This is a genomic window from Pseudomonas sp. Irchel 3E19 (assembly GCF_900187585.1).
Classification (GTDB): Bacteria; Pseudomonadota; Gammaproteobacteria; order Pseudomonadales; family Pseudomonadaceae; genus Aquipseudomonas; species Aquipseudomonas baetica.
In genome coordinates, this window is sequence record NZ_FYDT01000028.1 from 64,820 (window position 1) to 88,958 (window position 24,139).

A 24,139-nucleotide genomic window follows, 5' to 3' on the forward strand; every position below is an offset into this window, starting at 1 on the left:
CGTGGCAGTCCGCCAGCCTTCGCGGGTACTTTCGAACCAAAATGGGTTGGTATGTGGGAAGCGTGGAGCTTACTGCACCAATATAGTGCGCAAAGCTGAGCGGCGTTAGAAGAAACGCAGGAAAGGATTTTTCGGTTCTTCGGGTTTATCTTTCAGCGGGCATTCCGCACGTATGCCGTAATCTTTGGCGACGCAGGGTTTGACCTGGCGCTTTTGCGCCAACGAAATGCGCAGCATGTGGAAGGGCTGATTAGCGGTGCGTTCTACGGTGCGGCCCTGCGCATCGAGAATCTCGACGGAAAGGCTGTGGCTGCCACGGTCGATGTTGTTCAGTGGAAATACCGGGCTCAGGCCTGGCTCGCCGGTGGCCTTGCCGTCCAGCAACAGGCGATAGCGATGACCTGCTTGCAGACCCGGCTCGCTGGTCACGCTGACGATCACTTCGCCAGCGCTGCTGCGAATGGTCGCGTCCGGCTCGGGCACCAGAACACGGAGCATGTCGTAGTGGAACAACGGTTGCTCCGGGGATTTTTTCGCCGTTGTGATCGGCGCGGCCGCGGTGGGGTTGGCCGGCATGCGATTGCTGGTCGCCAGCGGCACGCGCTTGGCATTGCCCCGTGGCTGGTCGGTGTAGACGCGATTGCCTTGAGCATCGATGTAGGTGAACACCTCCGCCGAGGCTTGCAGCGCGGTCAGGGCCAGCACAGCGATCAGCCACGCGCGGCTCATGGCTTGTGCACCCGTTGCACGGTAAAGACCACTGGTGGGCTCTGCTGGATGATCGTCTGGCCATCGATCACCTGCACTGCGAGGCGATGATCGCCGCGATCAACGTTAACCAGTTGCAGGATCGGCACATTGCTCGGCTGGCCGTAGGGTTGGTCGTCCAGCACCAGTCGCAAAAGGTGCGCCGGTTGCAGGCGCGGCTTGATCAGCACATTGACCGTGAACGTGCCGTTGTTGGCGCGCAGGGCTTCTTCGGTGGGCAGGCCGGCGAGTTCGAGAATGGCGTAGGCGCTGCGCGGTGGTTCGCGGTTATCGGTGCTGGGCGCCACTGGTGCACTCGGCGGCTGAGATTCGACGCTGTTTAGCGGCGGCAGCTCCACCGCCTGCGCCTTCACGCCGTCCGGCGAATGATCGCTGTACACCGTGTTGCCGTTGGCATCGGTGTACTTGTAGATCTGTGCGGCGGCGGGCAGGGCGATCAGCAGCAGAATGTAGAGAAAGGTGCGACCCATGAAATCGACCGGGATTGAAAACGATGGGTGCAGCATAGGACAGACGCGTCAGTTGGCCTAACCCGGCACACATCCAGAGATCATTCAGGCGCCAAAATCCCCTGTGGGAGCGAGCCTGCTCGCGAAGACGTCGTGTCAGTCGCCATCTCTGTCAATGACCCAGCGCATTCGCGAGCAGGCTCGCTCCCACAGTGGATTTGCGTCACTTCATAAATTGCGGCAATAAAAAAGGCCTCCCGAAGGAGGCCTCTTTTTGTCACGCCGCGTAGCGCAGCGCTACCGGATCAGCAGCTGTAGTACAGCTCATATTCCAGTGGGTGTACGAAGGTGCGGACTTTGATTTCTTCTTCGGATTTCAGCGCGATGTAAGCGTCGATGAAGTCGTCGGAGAACACGCCGCCCTTGGTCAGGAACGCACGGCCCTTGTCCAGCTCTTCCAGGGCTTCTTTCAGGCTGCCGCAAACTTGTGGGATCTCTTTCGCCTCTTCAGGCGGCAGGTCGTACAGGTTTTTGTCAGCGGCATCGCCTGGGTGGATCTTGTTCTGGATACCGTCCAGGCCGGCCATCAGCAGAGCTGCGAAAGCCAGGTACGGGTTGGCAGCCGGATCCGGGAAGCGTGCTTCGATACGACGGCCGCGTGGGCTGTTGACGTAAGGAATACGGATCGAGGCGGAACGGTTGCGGGCCGAGTAGGCCAGCATGACCGGAGCTTCGAAGCCTGGCACCAGACGCTTGTAGGAGTTGGTAGCCGGGTTGGTGAAGCCGTTCAGGGCCTTACCGTGCTTGATGATGCCGCCGATGAAGTACAGAGCGGTTTCGGACAGGCCCGCATAGCCTTCGCCAGCGAAGGTGTTCTTGCCATCTTTGGCGATGGACATGTGTACGTGCATACCCGAACCGTTGTCGCCGTACAGCGGCTTCGGCATGAAGGTAGCGGTGCGGCCGTAGGCGTCGGCAACGTTGTGTACAACGTATTTCAGCGTCTGAACTTCGTCAGCTTTCTTCACCAGGGTGTTGAACTTGACACCGATTTCGTTCTGACCGGCAGTTGCCACTTCGTGGTGGTGAACTTCAACGGTCTGGCCCATTTCTTCCAGTGCGTTGCACATGGCAGTACGGATTTCGTGGTCGTGGTCGAACGGCGGAACCGGGAAGTAGCCACCTTTGACGCCTGGACGGTGACCTTTGTTGCCGCCTTCGATGTCCTGGTCGGACATCCACGAGCCTTGTTCGGAGTAGATTTTGAACATCGAGCCGGAGATGTCCGACTTGAACTTCACTTCGTCGAAGATGAAGAATTCTGGTTCTGGACCGGCGAACACAGTGTCACCGATACCGGTGGTCTTCAGGTATTCCTCGGCGCGGTGAGCGATGGCGCGCGGGTCACGATCGTAACCTTGCATGGTCGACGGTTCGATGATGTCGCAGACCAGAATCAGGGTCGCGTCTTCGGTGAACGGGTCGAGCACGGCCGTTTCGTCGTCCGGCAGCAGGATCATGTCGGAGGCTTCGATGCCTTTCCAGCCCGCGATGGAGGAACCGTCGAACATCTTGCCGACTTCGAAGAAGTCGTCTTCCAGCGCATCGCGAGCCGGCATGGTCACGTGGTGCTGAGTGCCTTTGGTGTCCGTGAAGCGCAGATCAATCCACTTGACGTCATGATCTTTGATGAGTTGAACCGACTTCGACATAGTGTCCTCCGGGTGGCTTAGGGCTTGGTAGTGGATGCCCTTAATATGGGTGATGCCGGCGCAGATACTCTGCCAAGGCAACCTGCCTCACAAGGGAGCAAATTGCATGCCAGTGCCCCAGCATGGGTTTTTTGCCCCAAATTCACGCTTCTAAAGGTGCAAAGCGCCGTGAAGGCGAAAATATCGCCCCCTAATGTAGCGTGCGAATTGAAAAATGACCCGTTTTGGTGCGCGCAAAACGTTCTGCACATTAACTGGTTAAACCTTGAGCAATTTCCGCTATAATCCGCGCCCCCCTTTTTCGGCTGGCCCTGCGCGCGCTGTTTTCATGAAACTAATCGTAAAAGTCTTCCCCGAGATCACCATCAAAAGCCGACCTGTCCGGACGAAATTCATCCGCCAGCTGGCCAAGAACATCCGTGCCGTGCTCCGCGATCTGGACCCGGCTGTGGTGGTGAACGGTGTGTGGGACAACCTCGAGCTGGAAACCCGCGTTACCGACCCCAAAGCCTTGAAAGAGATGGGTGAGCGTCTGACCTGCATGCCGGGCATCGCGCACTTTTTGCAGATCGACGAGTACCCGTTAGGTGACTTTGACGACATCACCGAAAAGTGCAAACAGCACTACGGCGATGCGCTGGCCGGGAAGATTTTCTCGGTGCGCTGCAAGCGTGCAGGCAAGCACACGTTCAGCTCGATGGACGTAGAAAAATACGTCGGCAGCAAGCTGCGCCGTGAGTGCGGTGCCGCCGGGATTGACCTAAAAGCGCCGCAAATCGAAGTTCGTATCGAAGTTCGCGACAAACGGTTGTTTGTCATCCACAGCCAGCACAACGGCATCGGCGGTTACCCGCTTGGTGCGTTGGAGCAGACGCTGGTATTGATGTCCGGCGGCTTTGACTCGACCGTTGCGGCCTACCAGATCATGCGCCGCGGCCTGATGGCGCACTTCTGCTTCTTCAATCTCGGCGGGCGGGCCCACGAATTGGGCGTGATGGAAGTCGCGCATTTCATCTGGAAGAAGTACGGCAGCTCGCAACGCGTGCTATTTGTCAGTGTTCCATTTGAAGAAGTGCTGGGCGAAATTCTCGGCAAAGTCGATAACAGTCATATGGGCGTCGTATTGAAGCGTATGATGTTGCGCGCGTCCTCCGCCATCGCTGACCGCCTGCATATCGATGCGCTGGTCACCGGTGAAGCGATCTCCCAGGTGTCGAGCCAGACGCTGCCGAATCTGTCGGTGATCGATTGCGTAACCGACAAACTGGTCCTGCGCCCGCTGATCGTCGCCCACAAGCAGGACATCATCGACACGGCCAACGAGATCGGCACCGCCGATTTTGCCCGGCACATGCCGGAATACTGCGGGGTCATCTCGGTCAATCCGAAGACCGCCGCCAAGCGTGGCCGCGTTGAGCATGAAGAGAAAGAATTCGACATGGCGGTGCTCGAGCGTGCGCTCGCCAACGCCAAACTGGTGGCGATCGATCGAGTCATCGACGAATTGGGCCAGGATTTGCAAATTGAAGAAGTCGGCGAAGCATTGGCCGGTCAAATCGTCATCGACATCCGTCACCCGGATGCCGCTGAAGACGAACCGCTGGAGCTTGCCGGCATAGAGGTACAGACGATGCCGTTCTATGCAGTGAACGCACGTTTCAAGGAACTGGACCCTACTCGCCAGTACCTGCTGTATTGCGACAAAGGCGTGATGAGTCGCCTGCATGCCCACCATTTGCTCAGTGAGGGGCATGCCAATGTGCGCGTTTATCGACCGAGCTAAGTGCCCGGGGCTGTTTGCCTGTGGCCTGCGTCACCGGCCCCCCGACACCGCCGTCAAGCTGTAACGGCCATGCCGGACACTACTGCTAATCGCTGCCAAGACTTGTCAGCAAACCGAATCCTCTGATCGAGATACACAAGTGATCGAAAATCTACGCAACATCGCCATCATTGCCCACGTTGACCATGGTAAAACCACCCTGGTAGACAAACTCCTGCGTCAATCCGGCACCCTGGAGCGCAACGAGCTCAACGACGAGCGCGTGATGGACTCCAACGACCAGGAAAAAGAGCGCGGTATTACCATTCTGGCGAAGAACACCGCCATCAACTGGAACGGCTACCACATCAACATCGTGGACACCCCGGGCCACGCCGACTTCGGCGGCGAAGTTGAACGCGTAATGTCGATGGTTGACTCCGTTCTGCTGCTGGTTGACGCTCAAGACGGCCCTATGCCGCAAACCCGTTTCGTGACCAAGAAGGCTTTCGAAGCCGGCCTGCGTCCAATCGTGGTGATCAACAAGGTTGACCGTCCAGGCGCGCGTCCGGACTGGGTTCTGGACCAGATCTTCGACCTGTTCGACAACCTCGGTGCTACCGAAGAACAACTGGACTTCCAGGTTGTTTACGCTTCGGCCCTGAACGGCATCGCCGGTCTGGATCACACCGCCATGGCTGAAGACATGACCCCGCTGTACCAAGCGGTCGTCGACCACGTTCCGCCTCCGGCTGTTGACCGTGACGGCGCGTTCCAGATGCAGATTTCCGCTCTGGACTACAACAGCTTCCTGGGTGTTATCGGCGTTGGCCGTATCGCTCGTGGTCGCGTCAAGCCGAACACCCCGGTTGTGGCTATCGGTGCTGACGGTAAGCGTCGCAACGGCCGTATTCTGAAGCTGATGGGTCACCACGGTCTGCACCGCGTCGACGTTGAAGAAGCTGCAGCAGGCGACATCGTCTGCATCAGCGGCTTCGACGAGCTGTTCATCTCCGACACTCTGTGCGATATCAACACCGTCGAGGCGATGAAGCCGCTGACCGTTGACGAGCCAACCGTTTCCATGACCTTCCAGGTAAACGACTCGCCATTCTGCGGTAAAGAAGGCAAGTTCGTGACCTCCCGTAACATCAAGGATCGTCTGGACAAAGAGCTGCTGTACAACGTTGCACTGCGCGTTGAAGAAGGCGACTCGGCTGACAAGTTCAAGGTTTCCGGCCGTGGTGAGCTGCACCTCTCGGTACTGATCGAAACCATGCGTCGCGAAGGCTTCGAGCTGGCGCTGGGCCGTCCTGAAGTGATCATCCGTGAAGTTGACGGCGTGAAGCAGGAACCGTTCGAAAACGTAACCATCGACATCCCTGAAGAATCGCAGGGCAAGGTCATGGAAGAGATGGGTCTGCGTAAGGGCGACCTGAGCAACATGGTGCCGGATGGCAAGGGCCGTGTTCGTCTGGAATACAACATCCCTGCTCGCGGTCTGATCGGTTTCCGTAACCAGTTCCTGACCCTGACCAACGGTGCTGGCATCCTGACCTCGATCTTCGATCGTTACGCGCCAGTGAAGTCGGGCCACATGTCCGGCCGTCAGAACGGCGTTCTGGTTTCGGTTGAAACCGGCAAGGCACTGACCTACTCGCTGGAAACCCTGCAGGCTCGTGGCAAGCTGTTCGTAGAACACGGCCAAGAGATCTACAACGGTCAAATCGTTGGTCAGAACAGCCGCGACAACGACCTGGGTGTGAACCCGACCAAAGGCAAGAAGCTCGACAACATGCGTGCTTCGGGTAAAGACGAAACCATCGCTCTGGTTCCACCAGTGAAGTTCACTCTGGAACAAGCTCTGGAATACATCCAGGAAGATGAGCTGTGCGAAGTGACGCCTAAGTCCATCCGTCTTCGCAAGAAGATCCTGGACGAAAGCGAGCGTACCCGCGCTGCCAAGAAAGCCAAGAACTGAGTCATTAGTTCAGGCTGAATGAAAACGCCCCCGGTCGCGAGACCGGGGGCGTTTTTGTTTGTCCGGGATTTAACCTAGACGGGTGCGGTGTTTTTGCTGGCCTCTTCGCGAGCAAGCCCGCTCCCACAGTGGATCTCTGGTGTACACAAAATGTGTGTTCACTGAAGATCTAGTGTGGGAGCGGGCTTGCTCGCGAAGGCGGCCGATAAGCCGCCGAAAATCTCAGGTCAGATCAAAACTTCTCGATCGCGCGGAAATTCTGCTCGCGCACCACTTCCTTGGGCTTGTACGCGCAATACCCCGGCCGCGGGCCGATTTTCGGGTGATTACGGCAAGTGTCCGGGCGCTTGTCATAAATGGTGCACAGGCGGCTCTTACGATCCAGGTAGTAGCAATCGTTGTTGCTCATGCGCTGGAGGGTGAAGATGCCCGACTTCTGATTGAAGCGCTCGACCAGCCCTTCCTTTTGCAGACGCTTGGCGATGTTCTTCGGCGGGTCGCCCAGTTCGAACTCGTCGACCACACCGATGCGCACCAGATCCTTGATCTTGACCTCGACCGGCAGCGTGCAGCAGCTGGACATGCAAGAGCCACACATCGGGGCCGAATATTTGGCCCACGTATCGAGACGATCGATCTCGGCGGCGGCAATCAGGTTGGGCTTCATCATCGGGAGTTACCAGGCGTGTGTGCATCAGGGCGCGCGATCATACCGGGACTGGTGGATTTTTGAACAACCTTTCGCCAGATTTTTTCCTGGCGGCCAATATCAGGGGGAGAATTCGGCACGGCCCCTGCATTCATTAGCGCATTCGCCAAGCGATTGCCGGACGATCTCAGCGTCTCAGGAAAAACTGCCGAACCTGCGCCGCTACCGTCGGTCAGACCGTCTAGGCTCAGACAATTCCCCGCTCGCCCGAGGTCCTATCGATGACTCAAGAACCACTAGTTCGCGAAGCAGAGGTGGCCGCATTTCGCGACGCCGTCCTGACCAAACTCACCTACGCGGTGGGCAAAGACCCTGATCACGCCTTCGACCATGACTGGTTCGAAGCCATTGCCCTGGCGGCGCGCGATCACATGGTCGAACACTGGATGGACCACACCCGGCAGATCTACCGCAAAGGCCAGAAACGCGTCTATTACCTCTCGCTGGAATTCCTCATCGGGCGCCTGCTCTACGATAGCCTGAGCAACCTCGGCCTGCTCGACGTTGCCCGTGAAGCCTTGACCGAACTCGGTGTCGATCTGGAACGCATCCGTTTACTGGAGCCCGACGCGGCGCTCGGCAACGGTGGCCTCGGTCGCCTGGCGGCATGTTTCATGGAAAGCATGTCGACCCTCGGCATCGCCGGCCACGGCTACGGCATCCGCTACGAGCACGGCCTGTTCCGCCAGGCCATCGTCGATGGCTGGCAGCAGGAGCAGACCGAACACTGGCTGGATTTCGGCAACCCGTGGGAGTTCGAACGGCCGGAAGTCGTTTACTCCATCGGCTTCGGCGGCAGTGTTGAAACCGTCACCGATGCCAGCGGCAAAACCAGACAAGTCTGGTCGCCGGCGGAAACCGTGCGGGCGATTGCCTACGACACGCCGGTGGTCGGCTGGCGCGGGGCGAGCGTCAACACCTTGCGGCTGTGGCGCGCCCGGGCCATGGAAGATTTGCATCTGGAGCGCTTCAACGCTGGCGACCACTTGGGCGCGGTCGCCGAAGTGGCCCGCGCCGAAAGTATCTCCCGCGTGCTCTACCCGGCAGACAGCACCGAAGCCGGGCAAGAACTGCGTCTGCGTCAGGAATATTTCTTCGTCGCCGCCTCGCTGCAGGATCTGCTGCGTCGTCACCGCAATATGCACACCTCGGTGCTGACCCTCGGCGATCACGCCGCCATCCAACTCAACGATACTCACCCCTCGATTGCCGTCGCCGAACTGATGCGCCAACTGGTCGACGTCTATGACGTAGCCTGGGATGCGGCGTGGCAAGTCACCGTCGACACGCTGTCGTACACCAACCACACGCTACTGCCGGAAGCGTTGGAAACCTGGCCGGTGGGCTTGATGGAGCGCATGCTGCCGCGGCATATGCAGATCATTTATCTGATCAACGCCCAGCACATCGATTCGCTGCGGGCCAAAGGCATCCACGATTTCGACGTGCTGCGTGCCGTGTCGCTGATCGAGGAAGACAACGGCCGCCGCGTACGCATGGGTAACCTCGCCTTCCTTGGTTCGCACAGCGTTAACGGCGTGTCCGGATTGCACACGCAGTTGATGCGCAGCACGGTGTTTTCCGAGCTGCACAAGTTGTATCCGGATCGGATCAACAACAAAACCAACGGCATCACCTTCCGCCGCTGGCTGTATCAGGCCAACTCTGAGCTGACCTCTATGCTGGTCGACGCACTGGGCCCGGACTTGCTCGACAACCCTGAAGAGCGCCTGCTTGATCTCGAACCGTTCGCCGAGAAAACCGCGTTCCGCAAGGCCTTCGCCGAACAGCGCCTGCACAGCAAAAAGGCCCTGGCCTATCTGATTCACGAACGGCTGGGAATCGCGGTCAACCCGGCGGCGATGTTCGACGTGCAGGTCAAACGCATCCACGAATACAAACGCCAGTTGCTCAACCTGATGCACACCGTGGCGCTGTATCAGGCGATTCGCGCCGAGCCGGAAGTCGACTGGGTGCCGCGGGTGAAGATCTTTGCCGGTAAGGCTGCCGCGAGTTATCACCAAGCCAAACTGATCATCAAACTGACCAACGACATCGCCCGGGTGGTCAACAACGACCCGACCGTGCGTGGCCTGCTGAAAGTGGTGTTCCTGCCCAACTACAACGTCAGCCTGGCGGAAAGCATCATCCCGGCAGCGGATTTGTCCGAGCAGATTTCCACTGCCGGGTTCGAAGCCTCGGGCACCAGCAACATGAAGTTCGGCCTCAACGGTGCGCTGACCATCGGCACGCTGGATGGCGCCAACGTGGAAATGTGCGAGCGCATCGGCGCTGAGCATATGTTCATCTTCGGCCTCAGCGCCCAGCAGGTTGAAGCGCGCAAACAGAACCACGAGTTCAGCGCTGCGCCGGACATCGCTGCGTCCCATCGCCTCAACGATGTGTTGCAAGCGATCCGCAGTGGCGTGTTCTCGCCGGATGATACGTCGCGCTACACCGGGCTGATCGATTCGCTGGTGGACTATGACCGCTTCCTGGTCTGCGCCGACTTCGATTCGTACTGGGAAGCGCAGAAACGCGTCGAAGCGCATTGGCACGACAGCAATAACTGGTGGCGTTCGGCAGTGCTCAACACCTCGAGAATGGGCTGGTTCTCCTCCGACCGGACGATTCGCGAGTACGCCACGGATATCTGGAAAGCGCTGGAGTAACTTTTCGCCACAAATGTGCGCAAGGCCCGACGTTTGTTGGGCCGGATCGATATACTGAGCGCCGGTTACCGGGCCGTATCAGTCGTCACGAGACCCCTTGTGGGAGCGGGCTTGCTCGCGAAGGTGGTGTGTCAGTCAATTTTAATATCGACTGACACAACGCCTTCGCGAGCAAGCCCGCTCCCACAGTAGATTGTGCCTAGACTGAAGCAACTGCCGGGATTGCCCCATCATGGGGCCGCTTAGGGATATCGACCATGCAATGGATGTTCATGTTGATCGGGCTGGTGCTCGGCTGGCTGCTCGACGAGTCGTTCAGTGATGCGCTGCTGGGCGCGTTGCTGGGGTTGGCGATCGGGCAAGCGCTGCGGATCGCGCGGCTGGGCGCGCAGGCTGCGCAACAGCAGCATCAACTTGAACAGGCGAAGGTTGCCTTGCAGGGCATTGAACAGCGCCTGTTTCTGCTCGAAGGTGCGCCGGTTCATGCTGCTCCGCCACCGAGTGCGGCACCGGTTAGCGAGCCATTGGCCGAACCTGTCAACGTCGTCGAAAAGGCCCCGGCCCCCGAACTGGTCTGGGAACTGTCGGCCGATCTGGAACCACTGTCCGCCGTCGCTCGCGAAACCAGCCAACCGTTGCCGGACGATGTCTGGCGTCTGGACGCCGTCACGCCCGAACCTGAACCCAAGCGCCCCGCCGAACCCCGTGGCCCGAACCTCATCGAGCGCGCAATTAGCGCGGCACGCAACTGGCTGTTCGGCGGCAACACCGTATTGCGGGTCGGCGTGGTGTTGTTGTTCTTCGGTCTGGCCTTTCTGCTGCGCTACGCCACCGAAGGCATGGTGGTGCCTATCGAATTGCGTTATGCCGGGGTCGCGGCTGCGGCGCTGGGCTTGCTGGCGCTGGGCTGGTGGCTGCGGCACCGCAACAGCAGCTATGCGTTGATGCTGCAAGGCACCGGCATCGCGGTGTTGTACCTGACGGTGTTTGCGGCGATGCGCCTGCACCCGTTGCTGGATCCGTCCGCCGCCCTGGGCTTGCTGGTGGCAGTGACGGTGTTCTCGGCGATCCTGGCGATTACTCAGGACTCTCTGGCGCTGGCGTGTGTCGCGGCGCTGGGCGGGTTCGCGGCGCCAATCCTGACGTCCACCGGCGCCGGCAATCACGTCGCGCTGTTCAGCTATTTCGCCCTGCTCAACGCCGGCATTCTCGCCATTGCCTGGTTCAAAGCCTGGCGCCTGCTCAACCTGATCGGCTTCGTCGGCACCTTCGGTATCGGTTTCGCCTGGGGCCTGCGTTCGTACACGCCGGAACTGCTGTGGAGCACCGAGCCGTTCCTGATTCTGTTCTTCCTCATGTATCTCGCCATCGGCCTGCTGTTTGCCCGGCGAAAACTGCTGGATATGCCGGACGCTCCGGCGGATGGTGATCGTGAAGCGCTGCTGAAATGGTCGGCGCGCAAGGGCGATTACGTTGATGGCACGATGCTGTTCGGCCCGCCGATTGTCGGCTTCGGTCTGCAGTTCGCGCTGGTCCAGCATCTGGAATTTGCCGCCGCGTTCAGTGCCCTCGCGCTGGGCATGATTTACATGGGCCTGGCCAAAGTGCTGATGGGCGGTCGCGCGGTACTGCTGGGCGAAACCTGCCTGGCATTGGGGGTGATTTTCGCCAGTCTGGCGATTCCGCTGGGCCTGGATGCGCGTTGGACCTCGGCCGCATGGGCCGTGGAGGGCGCGGGGATTTTCTGGCTGGGCCTGCGTCAGTATCGACCGTTCGCCCGGGCCTTCGCCTTGCTACTGCAACTGGGTTCGGCGCTGGCGTTCATCAGTCAATTGAATGTCGGCGAAAGCAGCCTGCTCGACGGTGCTCCGCTTGGCGCGCTGATGCTCGGTGCGGCGTTGCTGTTCAGTTTCTATCAATTGCGCAAGGCCTCGCCGGAGCAGACCTCGCCGTGGGAGCGCCAAGGCCTGCCGGTGTTGGCGTGTCTGGGCCTGACGTTCCTCTATTTGCTGGCGCCGTTGTTCTTCTTTGTCCAAGGTACGGCGATCAGTTGGGCGCTGGCCGGTCTGGCGACGTTGTTCGTCGGTCTGCGCCTGCAATCGCGCACCTTCCTGTTCACTGCATTCGCTGTGCAACTGCTCGGCGGCGCGTTGTTCCTGCTGCGTCTGCAAGGCGCGGGCGAGGATTCGGCGGCGGTGTTCAGCGCCGGCTGGAGCGGTTTGCTCAGCGCGTCTCTGATCGGTCTGGCGCTGATCGCCGGCATGCTACTCGCGGCGCGCGACGAGATGGTGCGCGGCGATGTGCGTCTGCTGCGCGGTTTGTCGGTGGTGCTGCTCGCCGGGCTGGTGCTGATCAATCTGGCGGTGTTGTTCGTGCTGCCATGGCAGACCGCGAGTGCGGTGTGGGCAGCCAGTGGTTTGCTGATCATCTGGCTGAGCCTGTACCTCAAGCAGCGGGTGAGTTTTGTTTTCGGTCTGCTGTTGCAATTGATTGGCGGCGCGGCGTTTTTGCTGGCCGGCCCCGAGTGGCTCGGGCCGCTGTCCAGCGAAGGGCTGCGACCGCTGGCCCATGGTGGATTCTGGACGCCACTGGTGCTGGGTCTGGCGGCGATGATCGGGGCCTGGCGTCTGCAACTGGGTAATCACGCTTCGGCGTTTGATGTGCTGAGCTTGCAACGACTGTCCGAAGTGTTGTTGATCTGGGGCGCCGCCTGGTGGGCGTTGGCGTGGTTCAGCGAAGTCATGCGTTTTGCGCCGATGAATCTGGAAAATTCGCTATTGCTGCTGGTCGCCGCGTTCATGGTCGCGTTGTGGACGGTATTGGCAATGCGCCTGAAATGGCCGTCGCTCGCTCTGCTCTGCACCTTGCTGATTCCGGTGGCTGGGCTGGTGTTGCTGGTCTCGTGGCATTCGCGTTTTCACCCGGCTGCCAATTTCGGCTGGCTGGCATGGGCGGTGGTGTTTGCGGTGCATTTCTTCAGCCTGCGGCGTCTGGCGCCGATGCTGCCGACACGGGCTTTGCGCACTGCGCATGTGCTCGGCTGCTGGCTGCTGATCGGTGTGCTGGCGCTGGAATTGCGCTACGGCTTGTTGCTGTTGTCGGAGCAATACAACGCTTGGCGTTGGCTGGGCTGGGCGATTCTGCCGAGCCTGTATCTGTTGCTGGCAGCCGCACCGCGCCACTGGCCGTGGCCGGTGTTGGCATTCCCGCGCGAGTACCGCTTGTACGCGGCCGCACCGTTGGCGGTGTTGATGCTCGGCTGGTTCTGGCTGGCCAATGGCGTCAGCGATGGCAACGCCGAACCGTTGCCGTATGTACCACTGCTCAACCCGTTGGAGCTGGGCCTGCTGTTCGCCTTGTTCGGCGTTTATGTGTGGTCGCGCAGCGCGGTGTCGCAACTGTCGATCCGTCAGGACTACGCCGATTACGCTACGCAACTGGTCGCCGGGGTTTCGCTGTTCGCTTTCTGCACCGCGTTGGTGACCCGCGCCGCGCACCATTGGGCCGGCATTCCGTTCGAGCTCGATCAACTGCTCGCCTCTATGCTGGTGCAGGCCGGATTGTCCATCGTCTGGACGCTGATGGCGCTGGGGCTGATGATCGGCGGACACCTGCGTCATCGTCGCGAAGTCTGGCTGATCGGTGCGGCGCTGATTGCGCTGGTGGTGGCCAAACTGATTTTTGTCGAATTGAGCAACCGTGGCGGCCTCGCCCGGATCGTCTCGTTTATCGGCGTCGGCGTGTTGCTGTTGGTGGTGGGCTACTTCGCGCCGCTGCCACCCAAACGCGTCGAAGCTGACCCGGAGGCAGGAAAACCAGCCCCGGAAACCGAAGGAGTTGCATCTTGAGTCGCATGCTGAATCTGGGGTGGTTGGCGTTGGGTGTGGTGATGGTCGCCGGCGCTCAGGAAAAACCGGCGGACTTCGCCACGCAGGTGCCGCTGTCGGTGACGGGCGATGGCCCGTGGTATCGCCTGGAGTTGCCGCTAAACGCGCAATTGCAGGCGCGCCAGACCGACCTCAGCGACTTGCGCGTATTCAACGCTGCCGGCGAACCTCAGGCTTACGCCTTGGCCCGCGAATCGGCGCAAACCCGCGACGATGGTCAATTGCACGAGGTGAAGTGGTTCCCGCTGTACAACGCCGCCGACGCCACAGAGCGTGAGCCGAACGTGCGCGTGCAATCGACCACCACAGGCACGCTGGTGGAAGTGCAGCCGTCCAGTCAGTTGGAGGCCGGTGAAGAAGTGCTGCGCGGCTGGCTGCTCGACGCCAGTTCGATCAAGGCGCCGTTGCAACAGTTGATCCTCGACTGGACCAGCGAACGCGACGGCTTCCAGCGTTTCAGCATCGAAGCCAGTGACGACTTGCAGCACTGGCAGCCGTGGGGCGAAGGGCAAGTGGCGCGGCTGACCTTCGCCGATGAGCGCATCGAGCAACACGAGGTGAACTTGCCGGGGCAGTCGGCGCGCTATGTGCGCTTGCTGTGGGATTCACCGAGTTCGGCACCGATCCTGACCTCGGCGCAACTGAAAAGCAGCGACCCACGCAACCTGCCCCTACCATTGGTCTGGTCGCAGTCATTGGCGGGCAGCAGCACCAAGGCCGGGGAATACACCTGGCAGTTGCCGATGGGGCTCAATGTCGAGCGGGTGCAGGTTGAGTTGAAGCAGCCGAACAGTCTGGCACCGGTGACGCTGGCGGGCCGACGTGAGAGCAGTTTACCTTGGCAGACGCTGAGCAGTGGTTTGCTGTATCGCCTGACGCAGAATGGCCAGGACGTGGTGCAGAACGAATTGCAGCTTTACGGGCAGACCGTGCAGCAGTTGAAACTGACTGTGGATGAGCGCGGCGGTGGTCTGGGCGAGCAGGCGCCGAGTGTGATGTACGCGGTGCGGGCGACGCAGGTGATTTTCCTCGCGCGCGGCGCCGGCCCTTACAGTCTCGCGCTGGGCAATCCGAATGTGAAAACGGCGAATCTGCCGTTGGCGACGCTGATTCCGGATTTCAAACCGCAGAAGCTGGCGACGTTGGGCAAGGCGGTGGTTCAGGGGGAGGCGATGGCTACGCAGACTTCGACGGCAACCACAGCGGCGGTAACGGAGACCAACTGGAAGAAGATCGGGTTGTGGGCGGTGTTGTTGCTGAGTGTGGTGTTCCTGGGGGCGATGGCGTTCAGTTTGCTGCGCAAGCCTCCCGCCAACTCCTGATAATGGCTGCGCTGCGCGCCATTCGCGAGCAAGCCCGCTCCCACAGTGGATCTTCAGTGGACGCCAATTTTGTGGTCACCACAATTCCCTGTGGGAGCGAGCCTGCTCGCGAAGGCGGCCGATCGGTCGACAAAAATCCGGAGCTACCATCCATTCCGTTTCCAACTACGCTAAACCCGGTACCTGAACTCTCCAGGCCGAATCACGTCTCATGCAGGCAATTACACCCCAACGCACGTTACCGGGCGTCTTCGCTCGCTACGTTTTCAGACTCCCTGTAAACTGCGCGGGTTTTTAGCCCCCCATTCCACCGGAGCCGTCCATGTCCCGCGTTACCTTGAGTCGCTATTTGATTGAGCAGACCCGCAGCAACAACACTCCTGCCGATCTGCGCTTCCTGATCGAAGTGGTGGCGCGTGCCTGTAAGGAAATCAGCCACGCCGTGTCCAAAGGCGCCCTGGGTGGTGTTCTGGGCAGCATGGGCACTGAAAACGTACAAGGAGAAGTGCAGAAGAAGCTCGACGTGATCTCCAACGAGATCCTGCTCGAAGCCAACGAATGGGGCGGTCACCTGGCCGGCATGGCGTCCGAAGAAATGGACAATGCCTACCAGATCCCGGGCAAATACCCGAAAGGTGCGTACCTGCTGGTATTCGACCCGTTGGACGGCTCGTCGAACATCGACATCAACGCCCCGGTCGGCACGATCTTCTCGGTACTGCGTTGCCCGAACGAATACCTGACCCAGAACGAGCCGCTGAACGAAAAGGCTTTCCTGCAGCCAGGCACTCAGCAGGTTGCTGCCGGCTACGCGATCTATGGCCCGCAGACCATGCTGGTGCTGACCTTGGGCCACGGCGTCAAAGGCTTCACCCTGGACCGCGAGATGGGCAGCTTCGTGCTGACCCACGAAGACATCACCATTCCTGAATCGACCCAGGAATTCGCCATCAACATGTCCAACCAGCGTCACTGGGAAGCCCCGGTACAACGCTACGTAGGCGAGCTGCTGGCCGGTGAAGAAGGTCCGTTGAAGAAGAACTACAACATGCGTTGGGTCGCGGCGATGGTTGCCGACGTGCACCGCATCCTGACCCGTGGCGGTCTGTTCATGTACCCGCGCGACAGCCGTGAGCCGTCCAAGCCGGGCAAACTGCGTCTGATGTACGAAGCCAACCCGATGTCGTTCCTGGTGGAACAGGCGGGCGGCGCGTCCACCGACGGCCACCAGCGCATCCTCGACATTCAGCCTGAAGGCCTGCATCAGCGTGTTGCAGTGTTCCTCGGTTCGAAAGAAGAAGTCGCACGCGCTACGGCCTACCACAAGGAATAAACCATGAACGCACCCTGGCAGCTGTTGCTCGATTGGTGGTTCGGACATGCCGAATCCCCCGACGAGATAGCGGCTGACAAGGGCAAGTTGTGGTTCGGCAAGCGAGACAGCCAAGACCTCGAAGCGCAGACGCGTTTCGGGGTCTTTGTCGATCAGGCCCTGGCTGGCGAATTGACCGAGTGGACGCAACGTCCAGAAGGTTGGCTGGCGGTGGTGCTGTTACTCGATCAACTGCCGCGAATGATCTATCGCGATACTCCCAAAGCCTTTTCCGGTGATCTGCGCGCGCAGAAGCTCGTCGCGCAAGGCATTGCTGCGGATTTCGATCGGCAGTTGAAGCCGATCCAGCGGGTGTTCATCTATCTGGTGTTCGAACACTGCGAAAACCTCGCGGTGCAGAATGAAGCGGTTTCGCGGTTTATCGATCTGGTGGCTGAGCAGCCGGAAGCGCAGCGCGCGGTGTTTGCCGACAACCTGGATTATGCCGAACGGCATCAGAAAGTGATCGCGCAGTTTGGACGGTTTCCGCATCGCAATGCGGTGTTGGGGCGGGAGTCTACAGCTGAGGAGTTGGTGTTTCTCAGTCAGCCTGGGTCACGGTTCTAAATCAAGGATTGCCTCGTAGAAGCCGTTTCATCAACAGTGCTGGCAGACTTTTTCGCGTATCGACAATGATATGGATGAAAATGGTTTTTTCTCGCACCTCATAAATAATCCGGTTCATTCCCAAGACAATCTGGCGGTATTGACCGAGATTGAGCTTCTCGATTTCTTCGGGCATCGATCCTGAATAAGGCAGATCTGCGAGACCCAGAATCGCAGTCTTGAGATCGGCATAAGTGCTTTGCCAAATTTGGGATGAGAACTGTCTGACGAGGTAGGTGCGAAGTTCTTTGAGATCTGCTTGCGCTGACTGAAGAATAACGACCTTTAAGCTCATTGATGATCGGCCTTGTCCAGTTCGGTAAAGACGTCTTCAGCGTCACTGAACTTGCCTTCCTCAATCTCCCGATTACCCATCGCCAAGAGCTTCAGCAAGGCCATCGTGCCTTCTTGCTCTTCAAAACTTTTCACATCCATAACCACTAGCTTGGCTTCACCGTTTTGCGTGATTACCAGCGGCTCGCGGCTTTCTGTGATTGATTTGACGATTTCGGCCGTATGGCTTTTCAGGTAACTGATCGGTTTTATTTGCGATGAAAGCTTCATGATTGAATCCCGCCAAATTGAACAGGACTGAGTTTAGTCTTAATTCAGTCACACCGTCAGTGTGAGCTGACCAGCGTGTTTCAATTCAACATTCTTTCGTCGCTAATGCCGCTTTCGCGAGCAAGCCCGCTCCCACAGGGATCTTCGGTGTTCACACAATGTGCGTTACACCACAAAACCCTGTGGGAGCGGGCTTGCTCGCGAAGAGGCCCGTGGCAGCGCCTTAAATTCTGAAACTACCCACCAACTGCTTCAACCGCGCCGCCTGCTGCTCCAGATCCGAACACGCCCGCAAGGTCGCCTGCAAGTTCTCCACACCTTCCTGATTCAGCGTGTTGATCTCGTTGATATCCACGTTGATCGACTCGACCACAGCGGTCTGTTCTTCAGTCGCGGTCGCTACCGACTGATTCATCCCGTCGATCTCGCCGATGCGCTGGGTCACGCTGCCCAGGCGTTCGCCGGCCTGGTTGGCGATGCCGACGCTGCTTTCGCTCTCGCGCTGGCTCTCGGTCATGATGCTGACCGCCTGGCGTGCGCCGACTTGCAGTTCTTCGATCATCTTCTGCACTTGCTGCGCCGAATCCTGGGTGCGGTGCGCGAGGTTGCGCACTTCGTCAGCAACCACGGCGAAACCCCGGCCAGCCTCACCGGCACGGGCTGCTTCGATCGCGGCGTTGAGCGCGAGCAGGTTGGTTTGCTGGGAGATGCTGGTGATCACTTCCAGAATCTGGCCGATGTTCACCGTGTTGCTGTTCAGGGTTTCGATGTTGCCGCAGGAGTCGCTGATCTTCGCCGACAGCTGTTGCATCGCGTGGATGGTTTTATCCACAACCTGCTGACCGTCGACCGCCAGGCTGCGCGCCTCGCTGGAGTGCTGCGAGGCGAGGGCGGCGTTCTGGGCTATTTCCTGCGCGGCGGCGCCCAGTTGGTTGATCGCCGCAGCGACGCTGTTGGTACGGCTGGATTGTTGATCCGAGTTATACATCGAGGAGTTCGACGCGGCGACCACGCGCAGGGCGACTTCGTTGACCTGACCGGTGGCCGAAGCCACTTCGCGGATCGAGGTGTGGATCCGTTCGACGAAACGGTTGAACGAGGTCCCCAACGCGCCGAACTCATCGTTGCCGTGGATCACCAGACGCTTGGTCAGGTCACCTTCGCCTTCGGCGATGTCGTGCATCGCGCGGCCCATGGTCAGCAGCGGTTGCATCAGCACACGAATGAGCATGCCGAGCAGAGTGATGATGATCATCACGGCAATCACCATCGCGATCAGCGCCGAGGTGCGGAATTCGCTGAGCATGGCGAACGCGGTGTCTTTGTCCAGCACCAGCGCCACGTACCAGTCGGCCGACGGCACACCGTTGACGTGGGTGAAGGAGATCAGTTGCGGCTTACCGTCGAACTCGACCTCTTTCAGGCCCGGGCTGACCTTCGGCGCACCGTTCGGATAGGCCTCGGCGAGGGTCTTGAGTACCAGTTTGCTGTCCGGGTGGATCAGGATTTTGCCCTCGGCACTGACGATGAACGCGTGGCCGTGGCCGCCGAAGTTCAGCGAGTTGATGATCGCGCTGACACTGGTCAGGTCGATGTCCGCACCGGCCACGCCGAGCATCTGGCCCTGACGCTGTACCGGGGTGGCAACGGTGATGACCAGTTTGCCCGACGAGGCGGCGATGTACGGTTCGGTGACGATGGTCTGCTGCGCGCCGTTGGCCGCTTTATACCAGCCGCGGGCCCGCGGGTCGTAATCCGGCGTGCGATTGCCGGCAGGCACGGAGAACATCACGCCATCCGTACCGCCGAAGTAGCTGAGCTGGAAGTTACCGGTGTAGGCCGGCAGGTCGATGATGCGTTTCAGGCTGGCCGGGGCGTTACCGTCAATGGCTACCTGCTGGGACAGCGATTGCAGCAATTGAATGCGGCTTTCCAGCCAGGTCTGGATGTTGCTGGTGGTCAGGCTGCCCAGCTCCTGCATCGAGGCTTCGGTACTACTGCTCAGGGCTTCGCGTTGTCGATAGTCGTTGAAAAAAATGAAACAGGCGAATGCAACAGCCACCACGAGGGCGGCAGCCAACAAGATTTTGTGGCTGAATTTCATGTTTCTGGTCATCGAATGAACTACCGCGAAGGGGCTGGTCAAGAAAGGGCGGCAATTTGCCACACCTTGGGGCTTTGCGCTGCTCTTATTTCGACCGCCGTGCGCCAAAGATTAGGCGTGTCGGATGAAATGCGACGAAATGCTCAATAGCCCTACAAAGTGTCTGATTTAAAGGCAAAAGCCAGACGGGCGGGCTAATAAATAGCCATCCGCCCAGGGAACCAGATGAGGGTTTTCTCTTCTAAGCTTCTGGTTGGCACCATGCCATCCCCCCTCGTTCCAGGAGTTACACCATGTCGCTGCGATCTATCGCCCTTCTGACGTTTTGCGTGCTGTTGGCCGCATGCAGCAAGGTCAATCAGGAAAACTATTCGAAGCTCTCGGCTGGTATGGCCAAGGCCGAAGTCGAGACTCTGCTCGGCAAGCCCACCGATTGCTCGGGCGCGCTCGGCATGTCCAGTTGCACCTGGGGCGACAAGAACAGCTTTATCAGCGTGCAATACGCCGGTGACAAAGTGCTGATGTTTTCCGGCCAAGGCCTGAAGTAAACCGGGGCTTCGCGCCCACGGAGAAGAAAAATGAAGCGGTTATTGCTAATCCTTTTTGCCGGCCTGGTACTGGCCGGCTGCGCCACTTCCGGCGTCGACCCGTTGGCGCCGAAAACCGTCAACAGCGTCAATCTCAAGCGCTATCAGGGCACATGGTACGAGCTGGCGCGTTTGCCGATGTACTTCCAGCGCAATTGCGCGCAATCCGAAGCTCGCTACACCCTTCAGCCCGACGGCAACATGGCGGTGTTCAACCGCTGCCTGACGACAGACTGGGAGTGGGAAGAGGCCAAGGGCACCGCTTATCCACAGGTGCCGGGCAAGACCGACAAGCTGTGGGTCGAGTTCGATACCTGGTTCTCACGGCTGATTCCGGGTGTGGTGAAAGGCGAATACTGGGTGTTGTACGTCAGCGATGACTACAAGACCGCCATCGTCGGCGACCCGAGTCGCAAGTACATGTGGCTGCTGTCGCGTACACCGACTGTCAACGGTGTGGTGCGCGAAGAGCTGCTGAGCAAGGCGCGTCAGCAGGGTTACGACACCACGCGGTTGATCTGGCGCGCGTCGGATCGGCAGATGGCCAAGACTTCGAATTAAAGAACACTGCAAAACCAAAGTGGGAGCGGGCTTGCTCGCGAAGAGGGTGTGTCAGTCGACTGAAGTGTTGACTGATACACCCTCTTCGCGAGCAAGCCCGCTCCCACATTGGTTATGCGTCAGCCCAGAAGTTCACGCAGGACTTGGGTGAAGGCGCGATTGCTTTGTTCTTCGCCGGCATGCCGGCCATCACGCACCACCCACTGGCCATTGACCAGCACATCGCGAACCTGACGATCGCCGCCGGCAAACAACCAGCGATTCAAAATCCCGTCGCCGCTGGCCGTTGCCAGATACGGATCGTTGCCATCAAGCACAATCCAGTCCGCACGCTTGCCGACTTCCAGCGCCCCGATCGGCTGCCCCAACGCCTGCGCGCCGCCGTCCAGCGCCGCGTCATACAGCGTGCGCCCGACCATCGGCTGATCGGCGCCATACAAACGGTTGCGTCGCTGATCGCGCAGGCGCTGGCCGTATTCCAGCCAGCGCAATTCTTCCACCACACTGAGTGACACATGGCTGTCGGAACCGATGCCCATGCGTCCGCCCTGAGCGAGGAAATCCACCGCCGGGAAAATCCCGTCGCCGAGGTTCGCCTCGGTGGTCAGGCACAGGCCGGCGATGGCGCCACTCTTTGCCATCAGCGTGACTTCTTCCGGGTTGGTGTGGGTGGCGTGAACCAGACACCAGCGCTGATCGACTTCGGTGTTTTCGTACAGCCATTGCAGCGGCCGACGACCGCTCCAGGTCAGGCAGTCATCGACTTCCTTCTGCTGTTCGGCGATGTGAATGTGCACTGGGCATTGTTTGTCGCTGGCGGCCAATACTTCGCTGATTTGCTGCGGGGTGACCGCGCGCAACGAGTGGAAACACAGGCCCAGCGATTGCGCCTTCTGCTGCGCCAGCAGCGGCTGCAAGCGTGATTGCAGATTGAGGTAGTTTTCGGTGCTGTTGATAAAGCGGCGCTGGCCATCATTGGGCGTCTGCCCGCCGAAACCAGAGTGGCTGTAGAGCACCGGCAGCAGGGTCAAACCGATGCCGCTTTCGCTGGCAGCCTGACTGATGCGCAACGCCAGTTCAGCCGGATCGGCATAAGGCTGACCATTGCTGTCATGGTGAACATAGTGAAATTCAGCGACCGAGGTGTAACCGGCCTTGAGCATTTCGATGTACAGCTGTCGGGCGATGACGCCAAGTTGATCCGGGCTGATTTTTCCGACGAGCCGATACATCAAATCGCGCCACGTCCAGAAACTGTCGTTGGGATTGCCAGCCACCTCGGCCAGCCCGGCCATCGCGCGCTGGAAGGCGTGGGAGTGCAGATTGGGCATCCCCGGCAGCAACGGACCGCTCAGCCGTTCGGCGCCATCTGCGGTGGAATCGGCCTGGATCTGGGTCAGCAGGCCAGCGGCGCTGACCTCAAGACGTACATTATTGGCCCATCCATTAGGCAGCAGCGCGCGTTCGGCAAAGAAGGCGGACATGGTTCAGCACCCCATCGTGTGTTATTTGTATATACATATACAGACGTTTGCCTGCCCGGTAAACTCCGGCAAGCTAGCAACCTCTACCGACGAACAAGGATCCACCGTGCCGACTCCGCCTCCAGTTTCCCCGTTGGCCGCGAACATGGGCGACATTCCGGCGCCCTTGTACGCCCGCGTCAAACAGATGATCACCCAGCAGATCGACAGTGGTAACTGGCCGCCGCACTACCGCGTGCCGTCGGAAAGTGAACTGGTCAATCAGCTCGGTTTCAGCCGCATGACCATCAACCGCGCCCTGCGCGAGATGACTGCCGACGGTCTGCTGGTGCGCATGCAAGGCGTCGGCACGTTCGTCGCCGAGCCGAAGAGCCAGTCTGCGTTGTTCGAGGTGCACAACATCGCCGACGAAATCGCCTCCCGTGGTCATCGCCACACCTGCCAGGTCATTACCCTCGAAGAAGAGGCCGCCGGCTCCGAACGCGCGTTGGCGCTGGACATGCGCGAAGGGCAAAAGGTTTTTCACTCGCTGATCGTGCATTACGAAAACGACATTGCGGTGCAAATCGAAGACCGTTTCGTCAACGCGCTGGTGGCCCCGGAATACCTCAAGCAGGACTTCACCCTGCAAACGCCTTACGCCTACCTCAACCAGGTGGCGCCGCTGACTGAGGGCGAGCATGTGGTCGAAGCGATCCTCGCTGAAGCGTCCGAGTGCAAGTTGCTGCAGATCGAAAAGGGCGAGCCATGCCTGCTGATCCGCCGTCGCACGTGGTCGGGCCGTCAGCCGGTGACCGCTGCGCGCCTGATTCACCCCGGTTCCCGTCATCGTCTGGAAGGTCGGTTCCATAAATAGAGAGCATAAATGAGTGAAGTGAAGTGAAGGTTTTACGCGCTGAAGGTTACCCGCGCATGCCGTGGAAAAACGGCGGTGGCAGCACTGAGGAAATCACTCGTGATGCCGGTGCAGGGCTGGATGGTTTCGGCTGGCGCCTGTCGATTGCCGACATCGCTGAGTCGGGCGGATTTTCGACTTTCGCCGGTTACCAGCGGGTGATCACCGTGTTGCAGGGTGACGGCATGACCCTGTGCGTCGATGGCGACGACACGCGGCCGCTGTTACCGCTCGACCCTTTCGCCTTCAGCGGGGAGAGCCAGGTTTCCTGCACGCTGCTCGGCGGTGCGATTCGCGACTTCAATCTGATCTACGCGCCGCAGCGTTACAGCGCGCGCTTGCAGTGGCTGGACGGTGAGCAACGGTTTTTCAGTTCGGCTTCGACCGTTTTAGTGTTCAGTGTCGCTGAGCTGCTGGAAGTGGCGGTCGGTGAAAAGACCGCACAACTCGGTCGTCATGATTGCCTGCAATTGGACGGTAACAGCGGGCTGGTTGAAGTCGCCATTAATGCCTCGTGCTGCGTGATCGAACTGACTGCGCGCTGATTCAAGTAACGTCAAAAGATCGCAGCCTTCGGCAGCTCCTTGTATCTCGACTATCGCTCCATCAGGAGCGATAGTTCTCGACTGATCATCGAGGGAGGGATTTGGAAGCCGTGCAGCTCCTTAGGCTTTTTGCCTGTGATGTAGATCGTGCTCCAGCCC

19 protein-coding genes and 1 pseudogene are annotated in these 24,139 nt (G+C 59.6%); 11 read left to right on the forward strand and 9 right to left on the reverse strand.

Annotated features, from left to right (window positions below; all coding sequences use genetic code 11):
- Positions 1 to 105 precede the first annotated feature (105 nt).
- The 3 genes from CKW18_RS18315 to glnA form a co-directional block, all read right to left on the reverse strand.
- Positions 106 to 729, reverse strand: coding sequence for a DUF4124 domain-containing protein (locus CKW18_RS18315; protein ID WP_095190091.1), 624 nt, complete (start codon positions 727 to 729; stop codon positions 106 to 108).
- Positions 726 to 1,238, reverse strand: coding sequence for a DUF4124 domain-containing protein (locus CKW18_RS18320; protein WP_095190109.1), 513 nt, complete (start codon positions 1,236 to 1,238; stop codon positions 726 to 728). Before CKW18_RS18320 ends, CKW18_RS18315 begins: the two co-directional genes overlap by 4 nt.
- A gap of 284 nt (positions 1,239 to 1,522) precedes the next feature.
- Positions 1,523 to 2,929, reverse strand: a complete 1,407-nt coding sequence (glnA, locus tag CKW18_RS18330) for a glutamate--ammonia ligase (protein WP_064117048.1) — start codon at positions 2,927 to 2,929, stop codon at positions 1,523 to 1,525.
- A gap of 328 nt (positions 2,930 to 3,257) precedes the next feature.
- Here glnA and thiI point away from each other — a divergent pair, with 328 nt between their 5' ends.
- Both thiI and typA read left to right on the forward strand, forming a co-directional pair.
- Positions 3,258 to 4,712 (forward strand): tRNA uracil 4-sulfurtransferase ThiI, encoded by a 1,455-nt coding sequence (gene thiI / locus CKW18_RS18340; RefSeq protein WP_095190094.1) that lies wholly within the window; start codon positions 3,258 to 3,260, stop codon positions 4,710 to 4,712.
- A 139-nt stretch (positions 4,713 to 4,851) separates the two neighbouring features.
- A complete protein-coding gene (gene typA, locus CKW18_RS18345) occupies positions 4,852 to 6,672 on the forward strand; it encodes a translational GTPase TypA (protein WP_095190095.1) in 1,821 nt (606 codons plus the stop codon).
- A 232-nt stretch (positions 6,673 to 6,904) separates the two neighbouring features.
- Here the strand turns inward: typA and CKW18_RS18350 are convergent, their stop codons facing one another.
- Positions 6,905 to 7,342 carry a YkgJ family cysteine cluster protein gene (locus CKW18_RS18350; RefSeq protein WP_065615414.1) on the reverse strand — a complete coding sequence of 146 codons (438 nt, stop codon included), beginning with the start codon at positions 7,340 to 7,342 and terminating at the stop codon, positions 6,905 to 6,907.
- Between the two features lie 260 nt (positions 7,343 to 7,602).
- On the opposite strand from CKW18_RS18350, the gene CKW18_RS18355 reads away from it, so the two are divergent.
- The 5 genes from CKW18_RS18355 (at position 7,603) to CKW18_RS18375 (ending at position 17,201) form a co-directional block, all read left to right on the forward strand.
- Complete coding sequence (locus tag CKW18_RS18355; RefSeq protein WP_095190096.1) at positions 7,603 to 10,053, forward strand: glycogen/starch/alpha-glucan phosphorylase; 2,451 nt, start codon at positions 7,603 to 7,605, stop codon at positions 10,051 to 10,053.
- Positions 10,054 to 10,310: 257 nt separating this feature from the next.
- Positions 10,311 to 13,901, forward strand: coding sequence for a DUF2339 domain-containing protein (locus tag CKW18_RS18360; protein WP_095190097.1), 3,591 nt, complete (start codon positions 10,311 to 10,313; stop codon positions 13,899 to 13,901).
- A complete protein-coding gene (locus tag CKW18_RS18365) occupies positions 13,898 to 15,262 on the forward strand; it encodes a DUF3999 domain-containing protein (protein WP_095190098.1) in 1,365 nt (454 codons plus the stop codon). Before CKW18_RS18360 ends, CKW18_RS18365 begins: the two co-directional genes overlap by 4 nt.
- Positions 15,263 to 15,584: 322 nt before the next feature.
- Positions 15,585 to 16,595: a class 1 fructose-bisphosphatase gene (locus CKW18_RS18370; protein ID WP_095190099.1), complete on the forward strand. Its 1,011-nt coding sequence runs from the start codon at positions 15,585 to 15,587 to the stop codon at positions 16,593 to 16,595.
- 3 nt (positions 16,596 to 16,598) lie between these two features.
- Positions 16,599 to 17,201, forward strand: a complete 603-nt coding sequence (locus CKW18_RS18375; protein ID WP_095190100.1) for a DUF924 family protein — start codon at positions 16,599 to 16,601, stop codon at positions 17,199 to 17,201.
- A 1-nt stretch (position 17,202) separates the two neighbouring features.
- Here the strand turns inward: CKW18_RS18375 and CKW18_RS18380 are convergent, their stop codons facing one another.
- The 4 genes and pseudogenes from CKW18_RS18380 to CKW18_RS31515 form a co-directional block, all read right to left on the reverse strand.
- On the reverse strand, positions 17,203 to 17,535 hold the full coding sequence (locus CKW18_RS18380; RefSeq protein ID WP_095190101.1) for a type II toxin-antitoxin system RelE/ParE family toxin: 333 nt from the start codon (positions 17,533 to 17,535) through the stop codon (positions 17,203 to 17,205).
- A complete protein-coding gene (locus CKW18_RS18385) occupies positions 17,532 to 17,804 on the reverse strand; it encodes a type II toxin-antitoxin system Phd/YefM family antitoxin (RefSeq protein WP_095190102.1) in 273 nt (90 codons plus the stop codon). Before CKW18_RS18385 ends, CKW18_RS18380 begins: the two co-directional genes overlap by 4 nt.
- A 223-nt stretch (positions 17,805 to 18,027) precedes the next feature.
- Positions 18,028 to 18,792: a methyl-accepting chemotaxis protein gene (locus CKW18_RS31510; protein WP_371857639.1), complete on the reverse strand. Its 765-nt coding sequence runs from the start codon at positions 18,790 to 18,792 to the stop codon at positions 18,028 to 18,030.
- Between the two features lie 93 nt (positions 18,793 to 18,885).
- Positions 18,886 to 19,920, reverse strand: a pseudogene (locus tag CKW18_RS31515) (cache domain-containing protein); the annotation flags it as partial.
- Positions 19,921 to 20,201: 281 nt separating this feature from the next.
- Between CKW18_RS31515 and CKW18_RS18395 the strand changes: the two are divergent.
- Both CKW18_RS18395 and CKW18_RS18400 read left to right on the forward strand, forming a co-directional pair.
- Complete coding sequence (locus CKW18_RS18395) at positions 20,202 to 20,456, forward strand: hypothetical protein (RefSeq protein WP_003220802.1); 255 nt, start codon at positions 20,202 to 20,204, stop codon at positions 20,454 to 20,456.
- A gap of 30 nt (positions 20,457 to 20,486) precedes the next feature.
- On the forward strand, positions 20,487 to 21,056 hold the full coding sequence (locus CKW18_RS18400; protein ID WP_095190104.1) for a lipocalin family protein: 570 nt from the start codon (positions 20,487 to 20,489) through the stop codon (positions 21,054 to 21,056).
- Positions 21,057 to 21,175: 119 nt separating this feature from the next.
- Here the strand turns inward: CKW18_RS18400 and CKW18_RS18405 are convergent, their stop codons facing one another.
- Entirely contained in the window at positions 21,176 to 22,540 is a 1,365-nt protein-coding gene (locus CKW18_RS18405; RefSeq protein ID WP_095190105.1) for a formimidoylglutamate deiminase, read from the reverse strand.
- A 145-nt stretch (positions 22,541 to 22,685) separates the two neighbouring features.
- Between CKW18_RS18405 and hutC the strand changes: the two genes are divergently transcribed.
- Both hutC and CKW18_RS18415 read left to right on the forward strand, forming a co-directional pair.
- A complete protein-coding gene (gene hutC / locus CKW18_RS18410; RefSeq protein ID WP_170947282.1) occupies positions 22,686 to 23,396 on the forward strand; it encodes a histidine utilization repressor in 711 nt (236 codons plus the stop codon).
- Positions 23,397 to 23,419: 23 nt separating this feature from the next.
- Positions 23,420 to 23,980, forward strand: coding sequence for a HutD family protein (locus tag CKW18_RS18415; protein ID WP_371857638.1), 561 nt, complete (start codon positions 23,420 to 23,422; stop codon positions 23,978 to 23,980).
- Positions 23,981 to 24,139 lie beyond the last annotated feature (159 nt).

Excerpts from the sequence above, each read along its gene's own strand:
- CKW18_RS18315 (WP_095190091.1), bottom strand. The coding sequence starts at position 729 with ATGAGCCGCGCGTGGCTGATCGCTGTGCTGGCCCTGACCGCGCTGCAA.
- CKW18_RS18320 (WP_095190109.1), bottom strand. The coding sequence starts at position 1,238 with ATGGGTCGCACCTTTCTCTACATTCTGCTGCTGATCGCCCTGCCCGCC.
- glnA (WP_064117048.1), bottom strand. The coding sequence starts at position 2,929 with ATGTCGAAGTCGGTTCAACTCATCAAAGATCATGACGTCAAGTGGATT.
- thiI (WP_095190094.1), top strand. The coding sequence starts at position 3,258 with ATGAAACTAATCGTAAAAGTCTTCCCCGAGATCACCATCAAAAGCCGA.
- CKW18_RS18350 (WP_065615414.1), bottom strand. The coding sequence starts at position 7,342 with ATGATGAAGCCCAACCTGATTGCCGCCGCCGAGATCGATCGTCTCGAT.
- CKW18_RS18355 (WP_095190096.1), top strand. The coding sequence starts at position 7,603 with ATGACTCAAGAACCACTAGTTCGCGAAGCAGAGGTGGCCGCATTTCGC.
- CKW18_RS18360 (WP_095190097.1), top strand. The coding sequence starts at position 10,311 with ATGCAATGGATGTTCATGTTGATCGGGCTGGTGCTCGGCTGGCTGCTC.
- CKW18_RS18370 (WP_095190099.1), top strand. The coding sequence starts at position 15,585 with ATGTCCCGCGTTACCTTGAGTCGCTATTTGATTGAGCAGACCCGCAGC.
- CKW18_RS18375 (WP_095190100.1), top strand. The coding sequence starts at position 16,599 with ATGAACGCACCCTGGCAGCTGTTGCTCGATTGGTGGTTCGGACATGCC.
- CKW18_RS18380 (WP_095190101.1), bottom strand. The coding sequence starts at position 17,535 with ATGAGCTTAAAGGTCGTTATTCTTCAGTCAGCGCAAGCAGATCTCAAA.
- CKW18_RS18385 (WP_095190102.1), bottom strand. The coding sequence starts at position 17,804 with ATGAAGCTTTCATCGCAAATAAAACCGATCAGTTACCTGAAAAGCCAT.
- CKW18_RS31510 (WP_371857639.1), bottom strand. The coding sequence starts at position 18,792 with ATGTATAACTCGGATCAACAATCCAGCCGTACCAACAGCGTCGCTGCG.
- CKW18_RS18395 (WP_003220802.1), top strand. The coding sequence starts at position 20,202 with ATGTCGCTGCGATCTATCGCCCTTCTGACGTTTTGCGTGCTGTTGGCC.
- CKW18_RS18400 (WP_095190104.1), top strand. The coding sequence starts at position 20,487 with ATGAAGCGGTTATTGCTAATCCTTTTTGCCGGCCTGGTACTGGCCGGC.
- CKW18_RS18405 (WP_095190105.1), bottom strand. The coding sequence starts at position 22,540 with ATGTCCGCCTTCTTTGCCGAACGCGCGCTGCTGCCTAATGGATGGGCC.
- hutC (WP_170947282.1), top strand. The coding sequence starts at position 22,686 with ATGGGCGACATTCCGGCGCCCTTGTACGCCCGCGTCAAACAGATGATC.